The organism is Microbacterium psychrotolerans (genome assembly GCF_031085295.1).
In the GTDB taxonomy this organism is placed as follows: Bacteria; Actinomycetota; Actinomycetes; order Actinomycetales; family Microbacteriaceae; genus Microbacterium; species Microbacterium psychrotolerans.
In genome coordinates this window covers 539,031-551,989 of record NZ_JAVFWO010000001.1, presented here as the reverse complement: position 1 = coordinate 551,989, position 12,959 = coordinate 539,031, and the positions used below count along the sequence as shown (strand labels likewise).

Below are 12,959 nucleotides of genomic sequence, written 5' to 3'. Positions count from 1 at the left end.
CTCCCGGCGCCGGGGTCGCGCGGCGGCCTCCCGGCGGTCAGGGCTTGGTAGCGGGCACCGACGGCTCGGCGGCGTCCGACCTCTCGGGCGGCCCTGCCGGGCGGATCGCCCGCCGGCCGACACGGTGCACCTCGGGCGCCGCCGGCCGTCCGGCCCGATCGTCACCGGGAAGCGCACGGGAGCGGCGGCCGTAGATGAGCTCGGACGAGTCCAGCAGCCAGGGCACCAGCGTGATCGAGACGCCGTGCACGAGCATGAGCTGCTGCGCGATGCGGCGCGCACGCCGGTTGTGCAGGAGCGACTCCCACCAGTGGCCGACGATGTACTGCGGCAGGTAGACGGTGACCACCGCAGAGCCGTGCTGCTCGCGGTACTTCTTGACGAATTCGGCGATCGGGCTCGCGTACGTGCGGTAGGGCGACTCGATGATCTTCAGCGGGATGGGCATGCGGTGCGCGCTCCATTCCGCCTCGAGGGCCGCCGCCTCCTCCTTCGTCACCGAGATGTGCACCGCGAACGTCTTGTCGTGCTTGGCGGCCAGGGCGTAGTCGACGGCCTTCACGACCGGCTTCTGCAGCTTGTTGACGAGGATCAGGGCGACATCCCCGGTCGAGCCGAAGTGCGTCTGGTCGTCCATCGCGATCTCGTGGTCGACGTCGCGGTAGTAGCGGTGCACGCCGATCATGAGGAACGACAGCACCGGGATGGCGAGGAAGATCAGCCACGCGCCGTGCGTGAACTTCGTGACGGTCACGATGATCAGGACGGATGCCGTCATCGTCGCGCCGAGCGAGTTGATGAAGAGGCCCTTGCGCAGGCCGAACAGCTCGGTGCGGACCGCCTTGCTGCTGCGCTCGTCGGCGGGAAGGTCGCGAATCGCGCTCAGACCCCGTCGCCAGTGCCGGATCATACCGATCTGACCGAGCGTGAACGAGACGAAGACGCCGATGATGTACAGCTGGATCAGGTTCGTCAGGTTCGCCTGGTAGACGATGAGCACGCCGATCGCGACCAGACCCAGGATGATCATGCCGTTGGAGTACACCAGCCGGTCGCCGCGGGTGTTGAGGGCCTTCGGCGCGTAGCCGTCGCGGGCGAGCACCGAGCCCAGCAGCGGGAAGCCGTTGAACGCCGTGTTCGCCGCGAGCAGGAGCACGACGGCGGTTGCGCCCTGGATGACGAAGAACGGGACCGAGTTCATGCCGAACACCGCCGACGAGACCTGCGCCATGAGGCTGGGCTGCGGGTTGGCGCAGTCGAAGCCGATGAGATCGCAGGGGTTCTCGGCATAGTGCACGCCCGCCACCAGGGCGATCGCGGTGAGGCCGGAGAAGAGCAGGATCGCGATCCCGCCCATGAGCGCGAGGGTGGTCTGCGCGTTGCGCACCTTCGGCGTGCGGAACGCCGGCACGCCGTTCGAGACGGCCTCGACACCCGTCAGGGCGGAGCAGCCGCTCGAGAACGCCCGCAGCACCAGCAGGATGACCGCCGCCTGGGTGAGGTCCTGGGTCTCGACCGCATATTGTGCGCTCGAAGCGACCGGCGGGTTGCCCATCACGACCTGGAACAGCCCGACGACGATCATCACGCCGACCGAGCCGATGAAGACGTACGTCGGGATCGCGAACGCACGGGAGGCCTCGCGGACGCCCCGGAGGTTCATGACGACGATGAGGATGACGAAGCCCACGGCCAGCTCGACGCGGAACGGATTGAGGCCCGGCAGTGCCGAGATGATGTTGTCGACGCCCGACGCGACCGACACCGCCACGGTGAGGGCGTAGTCGACGGCGAGGGCGGAGGCCACGACCACGCCGGGGATCTCACCGAGGTTCTTGCGGGCGACCTCGTAGTCGCCGCCTCCGGACGGATAGGCCTTGATGAGCTGCCGGTAGCTGATCACCACGACGGTGAGGAGCACCACCACCGCGGCCGCGATCCAGGGGGCGAACGCGAGGAACGCGAGCCCTCCGGTCAGCAGGATGAGGAGCAGCTCCTGCGGGGCGTACGCGACAGACGACAGCGCGTCGGAGGCGAAGATCGGCAGCGCCATCTTCTTCGGGAGCAGGTGCTCGTCGGTGTCGGTGGACGCCAAGGGGTCGCCCAGGATGAGGCGCTTGGCTTTCGGCGCCTCGTCTACCGACTGCTCGCGGCTTTCGTTCGTCACGGCGGGCCAGATTACTCGTGAGGAATTCGGGAGGACGCATCAGGACGGGCATCCTCACGAAATCCATGCAGGGGCCTCTCTGGGACACTCGAGGGGTGGAGGACCGGATCATCCTCGCCGTGCTCGCGATCACCCTCGGGGTGGTCGTCGGGGTGCTGGTGTTCGTGCCCTTCGTCGCGCTCAGCTTCCGCCGGCGCGGCGGCTTCGGCGTCGGAAGGTTCCTGCTGTGGGGAGCGGCACTGGTCGCCGTGATGGCGATCTGGACCTACACGCTGCTGCCGCTGCCCGATCCCGACGCGATCCGCTGCGCAGGCGTCAACGTCGATGTGACGGCGCTCGCGGCCGACGTGCGCGGCGCCCTCGCCCGCCGAGGCGGCGAGGCGGCCACGGATCCCGCGGTCGCACAGCTGCTGCTCAACGTGCTGCTGTTCGTGCCCCTGGGATTCTTCATCCGCGTGCTCGGCGATCGCGGCGTCATCACCGCGCTCGTCGTGGGCTTCGCGCTGTCTGCCTTCGTCGAGGTCACGCAGCTCACGGGCGTCTGGGGTCTCTACCCGTGCGCCTACCGGGTGTTCGACGTCGACGATCTGCTCACGAACACCCTCGGCGCCGTGCTCGGGTCGCTGCTCGCGCTCGCGGTGCCGCGCCGCCTGCGGGGATCGCCGCGCCTGCCAGATGCCGACGAACCGCAGCCGGTCACGCGCGGCCGGCGCCTGCTCGGCATGGTGTGCGACGGGCTCGCCGCGTGGCTGCTCAGCCTGTCTGTGGTCGTGGTGGTGCAGTTGACGCTGTATCTGCTCGGCGCGGAGGCAGCGGTGCAGGACGGGTCGGCCGCGAGTCTCGTGGGGAGCGCCGCGCCGATCGCGGTGTGGCTCGTCGTCACGCTGGCGACGGGGGCCACCGTGGGCGACCACGCGGTGCAGCTGCGCTTCGCCGGCGGGCCGCTGCCGGTCGGGCTCGCCCGCGTCCTCCGCTTTCTCGGCGGCATCGGCGGCTGGCTCCTGCTCACCGCCCTGCCGGGCGCGTGGACGTTCGTCGCCGCGGTGTTCGCGGGCGTCTCGGTGGTGCTCGTCGTCACGACCGGCGGTCGCGGGCTGCCCGGCCTCGTCTCGGGTCAGCGGGTCATCGATGCCCGCGAGCCGGAGGAACCGGATGCCGCACCGCCGGGTGCGGCATCCGCACCCGGTGTCTGACGAACGGCGACCGGAGATCAGTCCGCGGGCGTGTCCAGGAATTCGCGCGCGGCGACCACGAGCGCCTCGACGCCGCGGCTCAGCGTCGGCTGCAGCACCGGCGCGAAGAACGGCGAGTGGTTGGTGGGGATGTCGCGCTCGACGGTTCCGGCGGCGAACGCCTCGGCGAACGCCGTCGGGTCGACCCCGCCCCAGAACCAGAACACCAGCGGCACGCCGGCCTCGCGGGCGAACCACGACACGTCCTCGCTGCCGGTGAACATGCCGGGGTCGATGACGGTTCCCTCGCCGAACGCGGCGTCGAACGCGAGCACGAGGCGCGCGGTGGCGTGGACGTCGTTGATGGTGGGCGGGAGGGTGTGGTCGGTGGTGATGACCGGAGGCTCCTCGGCGCCGGACGCCTGCGCCTCGGCGTGCACGATGCGCTCGACCTTCTCGAGCACGCGGGAGCGGGCCTCGTCGTCGGGGTAGCGCAGGCTCAGCTCGAGCTTCGCCTCGGCCGGGATGATGTTGTTCTTCAGGCCGGCGTGGATCGAGCCGACGGTGACGACGGCGACGTCGCGCGGGTCGACCTCGCGCGAGACGATCGTCTGCAGCCGCATGACGGTGGCCGCCGCCATCACGACGGGGTCGATGGTCGCCTGTGGACGCGAGCCGTGCCCGCCCCGACCCAGCAGCGTCACGGTGAGCCCGTCGGATGCCGCCATCTGCGTGCCGCTGCGCACGCCGATGGTGCCCGCGGGTAGCGGCGTGACGTGCTGGCCGAGGACGATGTCGGGCTTCGGGAACCGGTCGAGCACGCCGTCGGCGATCATCGCCTGCGAGCCGGCGCCGTACTCCTCGGCGGGCTGGAAGACGGCGACGATCGTGCCCGACCACTCGTCCTTCGTGGCGACCAGGCGCTCCAGGGCGCCGAGCAGGGCCGTGACGTGCATGTCGTGGCCGCACGCGTGCATCACCGGCACGTCGGTGCCCGACGGGTCGGTGCCGCGCGCGGTGCTGGCGTACTCGAGTCCGGTCTGCTCGGGCACGGGCAGGGCGTCCATGTCGGCGCGCAGCCACACGACGGGGCCCTCGCCGTTGCGGATGACCGAGGCGACGCCGGTCTTGCCGATGCCCTCCTCGAACTCGATGCCGAGCTCCGTCAGGTGCTGCGTGATCACCCCCGCCGTGCGGGTCTCCTGGAAGGACAGCTCCGGATGCCGGTGCAGATCGATGTAGAGCGCTTCGAGGTCGAGGGTCATGGGGTCGAGCCTATCCGCGGCGTCGCGGCGCCGTCGCCCGGCTCAGGTGTCACGAAACGTGGTCTCGAGGCGGGTGTTGCGGCGTGTCGCGTCCGCCGAACTCGCGGCGCCGCGGCGAAGGCGCGCCTGGGGAGGTCAGGCGGGGAGGCGGGCGGTCGAGCCGCGCACGATGAGCTCGAACGGCAGCTCGCCAGGGCGGTGCGTCGGGGTCTCGGCATCCGTCGACTCGAGCGCCTCGAGGATCGCATCGGCAGCGCGCTCGCCCTGCCCGAGGGGGAACTGATCGACCGTCGTGAGGCGGAAGAACTCGCCGAGCTCGTGGCCGTCGATGCCGATCACCGACAGGTCCTCGGGCACGCGATAGCCGAGTTCCCGCGCGGCCAGGAGCGCGCCGATCGCCATCTCGTCCGAGGCCGCGAAGATCGCGGTGGGCCGGCCGCCGGGCTTGCCGAGCAGCTGCTTGGCGGCACGGAAGCCGCCTTCGATCGTGAAGTCGGCGGGCTCGAACAGCGACGGGCTGACGGTGATGCCGGCATCGGCCAGCGCCTGCTCGAAGCCCTGCCGCCGCTGGGTGGGGATGTGGAAGTCGATGTCGAACTCCGGGCTCGCGCCGATGTGCGCGATCGCGCGGTGTCCGAGCGCGAGCAGGTGCTCGGTGGCCAGGCGGGCGACCGCGACGTCATCGACCGTCAGGGTGGTCAGCCGCGGGTTGGGTCCGCCGATGGCGATGACCGGCAGGTCGAGCGCGACCAGCCGCTCGGTCTCCTCCTCGCCGAGTTCCAGCGAGATCGCGATGACGCCGTCCACGCGCTGACGCCGGAGGAACGTGTCGAAGATGTCGTGGCGCTCCGCGCGATCGGCGGTGAGGCTGTACAGCGTGATGTCGTAGCCGCGGCGCATGAGCGCCGACGCGATGCCGCTCAGCACCGTCGAGAAGAACCAGCGGTCGAGGAAGGGCACCAGCACGCCGATGTTGCGCGTGCGTCCCGAGGCGAGGCTGGAGGCGGAGGCCGACACCACGTAGCCGAGGCTCTTCGCGGCCGCCTCGACCTTGGCCTTGGCGCCGGCCGAGACGTGACCGCGCCCGCTCAGCGCGCGCGATACGGTCGCCGTCGAGACGCCCGCCTGGCGGGCGACCTCGTCGATGCTGACCACGTCGTCACCTCTCTTCGCCCCGGTCGACCTGCCCTATGTGTACAGCACGCGCGGCGTGTCGCGTACAGGTGGGCAGGTCAACGAGGGGTGCTCGTGCCCGGAGGCCGCCGTACCCGGAGGCTCCGGCTCAGTCGTTCGTCACCCAGACGGTCGTGTCGGCGGGAAGCTCGCCGTCAGCGACCGGACCGCTCGACGCGATCACGATACCGTCCGGCAGCGCGATCGGCGTGGAACCGGTGTTTGCGACGACCGTGACATTCCCGTTGCGGAATGCGACGGCATCCGTACCGTAGCCGTCGATCCACTCGAGGGAGCCCGCGCCGAGCGACCGCGCGCGACGCTCCGCGAGCAGGGTGCGGTACAGCTCGAGGGTGGACCCCTCGACGCCGGACTGCACGTCGCGCGCGAGCCGCGCCCACTCCGCCGGCTGCGGCAGCCAGGACGCACCGCTCGCGTTGAAGCCGTAGGCCGGCGCATCCGCGTTCCACGGGATCGGCACGCGGCAGCCGTCGCGGCCGTAGCGCTCGCCGTTCGTGCGGAACCAGGTCGGGTCCTGACGCGCCTCGCCGGGGATGTCGATGACCTCGGGAAGGCCGAGCTCCTCGCCCTGGTAGAGGTAGGCCGAGCCCGGGAGCGCGAGCATGAGCGTCGTGGCGGCGCGGGCGCGAGCCAGGCCCACCTCGGGGATCGGCTGACCCGGTGACTCCGGGCCGATGCCGTGGCCCTGGGGATTCTCGGCGGTCAGCGCGAGGCGCGAGGCGTGGCGCACGACGTCGTGGTTCGACAGCACCCACGTGCTCGGCGCACCGACGCCCGGGAACGCCCGCAGCGACACATCGATGACCTCGCGGAGATCCGCGGCGTTCCACTCGGTCTGCAGGTACGGGAAGTTGAAGGCCTGGTGCATCTCGTCGGAGCGCACCCACTCGGCCGTGCGCTCCGCGGTCGGCAGCCACGCCTCGGCGGCGAGGGCGCGGTCGCCCTGGTACTCCTGGAGGATCTTGCGCCAGTCGCGGTACACCTCGTGCACGGCATCCTGACCCCAGTAGGGCACGTTCTCCTCTTCGCCGCCCATCGACCCGGCCTCGGGGTCGGGGATGTAGTCGGGCAGGCCCTCGGCCTTGACGAGGCCATGCGCCACGTCGACGCGGAAGCCGTCGACGCCGCGGTCGAGCCAGAAGCGCAGGATGCGGCGGAACTCCTCGCGCACCTCCTCGTTCGACCAGTCGAAGTCGGGCTGCGACGAGTCGAAGAGGTGCAGGTACCACTGGCCGGGCCGGCCGTCGGCCTCGACGACGCGCGTCCAGGCCGGGCCGCCGAAGACCGACTCCCAGTTGTTCGGGGGCACTTCGCCGTGCGCGCCCTTGCCGTCGCGGAACATGTAGCGCCCGCGCTCGGGGCTGCCGGGTGCGGCGGCCAGCGCCTGCTGGAACCACTCGTGCTGGTCGGACGAATGGTTGGGGACGAGATCGACGATGACACGGATGCCGCGGTCGTGCGCTCCGGCGAGCATCGCGTCGAAGTCGGACAGCGTGCCGAACAGCGGGTCGACGTCGCAGTAGTCGCTGACGTCGTAACCGGCGTCCTTCTGCGGCGACCGCTGGAACGGGCTCAGCCAGATCGCGTCGATGCCGAGATCGGCGAGGTCGTCGAGATGCGAGGTGATGCCCGGCAGGTCGCCGATGCCGTCGCCCGAGGCGTCTGCGAAGGAGCGGGGGTAGATCTGGTAGATGACGGCGGTGCGCCACCACTCGCCGCCGATGGGGGCGAGGAACGCGTCCGTGCGCTCAGCGGTCTCTGCGGAAGTCATCCGGCCAGTGTACTGCAAGCGCTTACATCGTGACGTCGAGCCGCATCCAGACCCCGGGCGTAGGGTGGGCGGGTGCTGTCCGAAGCCCTCACCCGCGCCGAATCCCTGATCCGCACGATCCCCGATTATCCCGAGCCGGGGGTGCTGTTCCGCGACATCACGCCCCTGCTGGCGGATGCCCGGGCCCTCCGCACCGTCATCCACGCGATGATCGCGCCCTTCGAGGGGTCCTTCGACGTCGTCGCGGGGGTCGAGGCCCGTGGGTTCCTGCTTGCCGGCGCGGCCGCGATGGAGGCCGGCGCGGGGCTGGTGCCGATCCGCAAGGCCGGCAAACTGCCGCTGCCCGCGGCATCCGTCACGTACGCGCTCGAGTACGGGACGGCGACGATCGAGGCCCACGACGACGTCGCCGGCGGCAGCCGCGTGCTGCTGGTCGACGACGTGCTCGCCACGGGGGGCACCCTGGTCGCCGCGCACCAGCTCGTCGCAGAGCTGGGCGGCGTGGTCGTCGGCACTGCGGTGCTCATGGAGCTGACCGCGCTCGGCGGCCGCGAGATCGTCGGCGACGTGCACACCGTGTTCACGGCCTGACTGGCGACGCGCCACCGCGGCCGGTGGGCCGTCAGCTGTCGGCCTCCGCGTCGGGTTGAACGACGTGGGACCCGGTGCGGGGCCCGAAGTGCGGGATGGGCTCGGGCCGATCGCCGCGCACCGGAGCAGGCGCCTCCGGTGCCGATGGAGCAGCGGCATCGCCTCCGAACGCAAGGGGGGAGTCCGCCCTGCCCGCGCGGGTCGGGAACCGCCGGCCCGTGACGGTGCTCGCAACGACCTTGATCACGAAGAGCTTGACGGTCGGGCTCCACGACGTCAGGCGCCGCACGCCGCTGTCGCGGATCTCGTCGTCGCGCGTGACGCGCTCCGCGCGGCCCCTGATGACGACGCTCCAGTAGAAGTCGTCCGTCTCGCCGTCCACTTCGAAGGCGACGAGCGGATGCTGAGCGATGTGGAGCAGCTTCGGGTCGCGGGCTGTGCGGATGAAGAGCGAGCCCTCGTGCGCGAGGTGGTTCACGGGGAAGATGTCGGGAGCGCCGTCGGCGTTGATCACGGCGAGGCGGCCGAGCTTCGCGTCCTGCACGTACTCCCAGCACGTCGAGGCGGGAAGGCGCTCCACCGTCGCCCTCCGGTCTGCCGCCCGCGAATCGTCCACCGCTTGCTCACCGTCCTCCCCTCGTTCCTACCTCACGGCGAGGTCGATGAGAAGGGCATGCCTCAGCCGCCGAGGACGACGTTGATCGGCGGCTCTCCGGCGGCGAGGCGCTCGATCTGCGTGCGGACGAGGCGGGCCACGCGCGGGCGCATCGCGCTCGAGGCGCCCCCCACGTGCGGCGAGACCAGCACCCCCGGCAGTCCCCAGAGCGCGTGACCCTCGGGCAGGGGCTCCGGGTCGGTCACGTCGAGACCTGCGCGGATCCGGCCGCGGCGTACGTGGTCGACGAGCGCCTCGGTGTCGATGAGCGAGCCCCGCCCGACGTTGACGACGAGCGCGCCGTCCGGAAGCGCAGCCAGGAACGCATCGTCCACGATGTGCCGGGTGGCGTCGCCGCCGGGCAGCGTGAGGATCACGATCTCGGCGCGGGGGAGGAGGTCGGGGAGCTCGTCCACCCCGTGCACATGGTCCACGCCGTGCGCGCCGTCCTCCTCGCGAGCCCGCGACGCGACCGCGGTGAGCTCGACCTCGAAACCGGACAGCCGTGCGGCCACGGCCTGGCCCACCCCTCCGTACCCGAGCAGCAGCACGCGCCGGTCGGCGAGGCTCTGCGCGAAGACCGGCGCCCAGCGTCCCGCTGAGGTGTCGACCGCGAACGCGTCGAGGTGCCGCTGCGCCGTGATCGCCAGACCCACGGCCAGCTCGGCGGTCGATGTCTCGTGCACCGACGCCGCGTTGGCGAACACGAGCCCCGACGGCAGGATGTCGGCGACGCCGTCGTAGCCGATCGACTGGCCCTGCACGAGCCCGACCTCGATGCCCTCGAGGCGTTCGAGAACGCGCGCCATCGACATGTAGGGCGGCACGACGATGTCGAACCGGTCGCGCGGGGCGGCGGCATCCATCGGCCACACCACCAGCTCGACCCCGTCGGGAAGCGCGCCCAGGTCTGCGGCGAGTTCTTCGGTCGGAACGCTGACGACGAGGTTTCGGTTGCGACTGCTCACCCTGTCCACGCTACCCGGCGAGGCGACGGGCCGACGTCGCCGGGCGGCGCTACGCTCTGGCCCAGCGGACACCGCGGCCCGAGCGGCGCCCCGGAACGAGGAGGCGGACGTGGTTCCCGAGATCAACTACTGGGCGGTGCTCATCGCGACGGCGTCGAGCATGGTCGTCGGCAGCATCTGGTACACCCCGAAGGTGTTTGGCACGCGCTGGGCGAAACTGGCGAAGGTTGACATGGACCGCCCGGGAGCGACCGCCGTCGTGCCGATCGCCGTGACCGTCATCGTCAGCTTCGTGACGGCGTGGGTGCTCGCCGGCGCCTCGTCGATCGCGTGGCACTTCTATGGCGGCAGTTACCTCTGGTCGGCACTGGCGACGGGCGTCATCCTGTGGGCCGGCTTCACGGCCGCGCGGTTCATCACGCACGATGCCTTCGAGGGGCGGCCGTCGTCCCTGACGGTGCTGAACATCGCGCACGAGCTCGTGACGATCGTCGTGATGGCGCTCATCATCGGCGTGTGGCCGCCGGCGGGCACCGTCTGAGAGGTTCGGTCGCTGCGCTCGTCGAAGGGCGCTTGGACGAGCCCGCCGACCCTCGACGGAGCCTGGCGACCGGGGGGCGCTTCGACGGGCCCGGCGACCGGTGGTGATGTCCGGTGCTCAGGCGGCCTGAGCGACCACGGCCGCGATGGCCGAGGTGAAGAACGACAGGCCGTCGACGCCCGACCGCATGGCGACCGCGGTGTCGGGACCGAAGCCCGCCTCGACCGCGTGCTCCGGGTGCGGCATGAGGCCGACCACGTTGCCGCGCTCGTTGGAGATGCCGGCGATGTCGCGGAGCGATCCGTTGGGGTTCACGCCGACGTACCGGAACACCACGAGACCCTCGCCCTCGAGGCGATCGAGCTCGCTCTCGGAGGCGATGTAGCCGCCGTCGGCGTTCTTCAGCGGGATCACGATCTCCTGGCCGGAGGTGAATTCATGCGTCCATGCCGTGTCGTTGTTCTCGACGCGGAGGCGCTGGTCGCGGCGGATGAACTGCTGGTGCGCGTTGCGGATCAGGCCCCCCGGGAGCAGGTGCGCCTCGACGAGCATCTGGAAGCCGTTGCAGATGCCGAGGATGGGCATGCCCTGCGCTGCGGCATCCTTCACCTCCGACATGATCGGAGCGAGCGCCGCGATCGCGCCCGCGCGCAGGTAGTCACCGTAGCTGAAGCCGCCCGGCAGCACGAGGCCATCGACGCCGTCGAGGTCGTGCGAGCCGTGCCACAGCGCAACGGGCTCGCCGCCGGCGATCTCGATCGCCCGCTGGGCGTCGCGGTCATCGAGCGAGCCGGGGAAGGTGATGACCCCGATGCGGGCGGTCATTCCACGACCTCGATGCCGACGACGTCCTCGATCACCGCGTTCGACAGGATCTCGTCGGCGATGCGCTGGGCCTCGGCGAGCACCTCTTCGGTGACCTCGCCTTCGACGGTGAGCTCGAACCGCTTGCCGATGCGCACCGCGCTGAAGTCGGAGACCCCGAGTCGGGCGAATGCGCCGGAGACGGCCTTCCCCTGCGGGTCCAGAAGCTCGGCCTTGGGCATGACGTCGACGACGATGGTGGGCATGTGACAGCTCCGGATGTCGCGGGCAGGGGTCGCCTCCAGTCTACGGGCCCCGGCATCCGTCGTATCGACCGCCCGTCGGAGGGCTCGTGACGCAACCGTGATCAAACCGTGGGAGCGCTCCCTTGACTTCGTGGGAGCGCTCCCGTAGCGTGGCGTCTCGATCGTTGGGAACGCTCCCACGACACACCAGCCGGCGAGGATCCCTCCGAGCCGATCCTGCAACACACACGACCCTGACAACACAAAGGAGTGACAGTGAACGCACGCGCCTTCCGCAGAAGCGCTGTGGCAATCGCCGCATTCTCGGCTTCCGCCATCGTCCTCGCCGGCTGCGCCAGCGGCAGCGGCAACGACGACGCCGGCAGCGAAGACGGCGAGATCACGCTGACCCTGGCGACCTTCAATGACTTCGGCTACGACGATGAACTCCTCCAGGAGTACATGGACGAGAACCCGAACGTGAAGATCGTCCACAACAAGGCGGCCATCACCGACGACGCCCGCTCGAACTTCTTCGCGAAGCTCGGCAAGGAGGGCCTCGCCGACATCGAGGCCGTCGAGGTCGACTGGTTCGCCGAGGCCATGCAGTACTCCGACCTGCTCGCCGAGGTGCCCGACAGCGCCAAGGGTCGCTGGGTCGACTGGAAGGAAGAGGCCGCGACCGACGCCGACGGGCGTCTCGTGGGCTTCGGCACCGACATCGGACCGCAGGCGGTGTGCTACCGCGCCGACCTGTTCGCGGCCGCCGGCCTGCCCTCGACGCCCGACGAGGTCGCCTCGGCGATCGACGGCGACTGGGACACCTTCTTCGACCTGGCCGACCAGTACAAGGCTGCGACCGGCAAGCCGATGCTCGACTCCGCCAACTCGGCGTTCCAGGGCATCGTCAACCAGATCGAGTTCCCGTACGACGAGCCCGACGGCACCGTGGTCGCGACCTCCAACCCGGAGCTCGAGGACGCCTACAACCTCGTCGTCGAGCGCGGCATCCCGAACTCGGCCTACTCCGGCCAGTGGTCGGACGACTGGAACGCCTCGATGGCCAACGGTGAGTTCGCCGCGATGCTGTGCCCGCCGTGGATGCTCGGCATCATCTCGGGCAACGCTCCCGAGGTCACCGGCTGGGAGATCGCGAACGCGTTCCCCAACGGCGGCGGCAACTGGGGCGGCTCGTACCTGACCGTCCCCGCGAACGGCAAGAACGTCGAGGCGGCTCTCGCCCTCGCCGACTGGCTGACCGCTCCGGAGCAGCAGGAGAAGACCTTCGTCAACGTCGGTGCGTTCCCGAGCGCGGTCGACGCGCAGGCCGCTCCGTCGATCACGGACTCGACCAACGAGTACTTCGCCGACGCCCCGACCGGCTCGATCTTCGCCGACCGCTCTGAGGCGATCACGGTCACGCCGTACAAGAGCGCGGACTACTTCAAGTACAACACCGCGCTGCAGGACGCCATCACGCGAGTCTTCGACGGTGTCGAGGACGCGCAGACCTCGTGGGACACCTACGTCGCCGAAGTCGAAGCGTTCTGATCGGTCGACACTGACGACCATGTCCGCTCGCCGGA

At 70.5% G+C, this 12,959-nt stretch carries 12 protein-coding genes; 4 read left to right on the top strand and 8 right to left on the bottom strand.

Annotated features, from left to right (window positions below; translation table 11 throughout):
* Positions 1–37 precede the first annotated feature (37 nt).
* Positions 38–2,179 carry an amino acid permease gene (locus Q9R08_RS02305; RefSeq protein WP_308866646.1) on the bottom strand — a complete coding sequence of 714 codons (2,142 nt, stop codon included), beginning with the start codon at positions 2,177–2,179 and terminating at the stop codon, positions 38–40.
* An 83-nt stretch (positions 2,180–2,262) separates the two neighbouring features.
* Here Q9R08_RS02305 and Q9R08_RS02300 point away from each other — a divergent pair, with 83 nt between their 5' ends.
* Positions 2,263–3,360 carry a VanZ family protein gene (locus Q9R08_RS02300; protein ID WP_308866199.1) on the top strand — a complete coding sequence of 366 codons (1,098 nt, stop codon included), beginning with the start codon at positions 2,263–2,265 and terminating at the stop codon, positions 3,358–3,360.
* 17 nt (positions 3,361–3,377) lie between these two features.
* Here the strand turns inward: Q9R08_RS02300 and Q9R08_RS02295 are convergent, their stop codons facing one another.
* The 3 genes from Q9R08_RS02295 to Q9R08_RS02285 all read right to left on the bottom strand — a co-directional run bounded on the left by Q9R08_RS02295 (position 3,378) and on the right by Q9R08_RS02285 (position 7,569).
* Positions 3,378–4,604, bottom strand: coding sequence for an amidohydrolase (locus Q9R08_RS02295; protein ID WP_308866198.1), 1,227 nt, complete (start codon positions 4,602–4,604; stop codon positions 3,378–3,380).
* A 135-nt stretch (positions 4,605–4,739) separates the two neighbouring features.
* Positions 4,740–5,759 carry a LacI family DNA-binding transcriptional regulator gene (locus Q9R08_RS02290; protein WP_308866197.1) on the bottom strand — a complete coding sequence of 340 codons (1,020 nt, stop codon included), beginning with the start codon at positions 5,757–5,759 and terminating at the stop codon, positions 4,740–4,742.
* A 127-nt stretch (positions 5,760–5,886) separates the two neighbouring features.
* A complete protein-coding gene (locus tag Q9R08_RS02285) occupies positions 5,887–7,569 on the bottom strand; it encodes a glycoside hydrolase family 13 protein (RefSeq protein WP_308866195.1) in 1,683 nt (560 codons plus the stop codon).
* Between the two features lie 72 nt (positions 7,570–7,641).
* Here Q9R08_RS02285 and Q9R08_RS02280 point away from each other — a divergent pair, with 72 nt between their 5' ends.
* Positions 7,642–8,160: an adenine phosphoribosyltransferase gene (locus tag Q9R08_RS02280; RefSeq protein ID WP_308866194.1), complete on the top strand. Its 519-nt coding sequence runs from the start codon at positions 7,642–7,644 to the stop codon at positions 8,158–8,160.
* 31 nt (positions 8,161–8,191) lie between these two features.
* On the opposite strand, the gene Q9R08_RS02275 is transcribed toward Q9R08_RS02280, so the two are convergent.
* Entirely contained in the window at positions 8,192–8,776 is a 585-nt protein-coding gene (locus tag Q9R08_RS02275) for a pyridoxamine 5'-phosphate oxidase family protein (protein WP_308866193.1), read from the bottom strand.
* 62 nt (positions 8,777–8,838) lie between these two features.
* Positions 8,839–9,783, bottom strand: coding sequence for a 2-hydroxyacid dehydrogenase (locus Q9R08_RS02270; RefSeq protein ID WP_308866192.1), 945 nt, complete (start codon positions 9,781–9,783; stop codon positions 8,839–8,841).
* Between the two features lie 109 nt (positions 9,784–9,892).
* On the opposite strand from Q9R08_RS02270, the gene Q9R08_RS02265 reads away from it, so the two are divergent.
* Positions 9,893–10,324 (top strand): DUF1761 domain-containing protein, encoded by a 432-nt coding sequence (locus Q9R08_RS02265; protein ID WP_308866191.1) that lies wholly within the window; start codon positions 9,893–9,895, stop codon positions 10,322–10,324.
* Between the two features lie 117 nt (positions 10,325–10,441).
* Here the strand turns inward: Q9R08_RS02265 and purQ are convergent, their stop codons facing one another.
* Together purQ and purS are read right to left on the bottom strand one after the other, a co-directional pair.
* Positions 10,442–11,149 carry a phosphoribosylformylglycinamidine synthase subunit PurQ gene (gene purQ / locus Q9R08_RS02260; RefSeq protein ID WP_308866190.1) on the bottom strand — a complete coding sequence of 236 codons (708 nt, stop codon included), beginning with the start codon at positions 11,147–11,149 and terminating at the stop codon, positions 10,442–10,444.
* Positions 11,146–11,394 (bottom strand): phosphoribosylformylglycinamidine synthase subunit PurS, encoded by a 249-nt coding sequence (purS, locus tag Q9R08_RS02255; RefSeq protein WP_163615967.1) that lies wholly within the window; start codon positions 11,392–11,394, stop codon positions 11,146–11,148. Before purS ends, purQ begins: the two co-directional genes overlap by 4 nt.
* A 255-nt stretch (positions 11,395–11,649) precedes the next feature.
* Here purS and Q9R08_RS02250 point away from each other — a divergent pair, with 255 nt between their 5' ends.
* Positions 11,650–12,924, top strand: a complete 1,275-nt coding sequence (locus Q9R08_RS02250; RefSeq protein WP_418001302.1) for an ABC transporter substrate-binding protein — start codon at positions 11,650–11,652, stop codon at positions 12,922–12,924.
* Positions 12,925–12,959 lie beyond the last annotated feature (35 nt).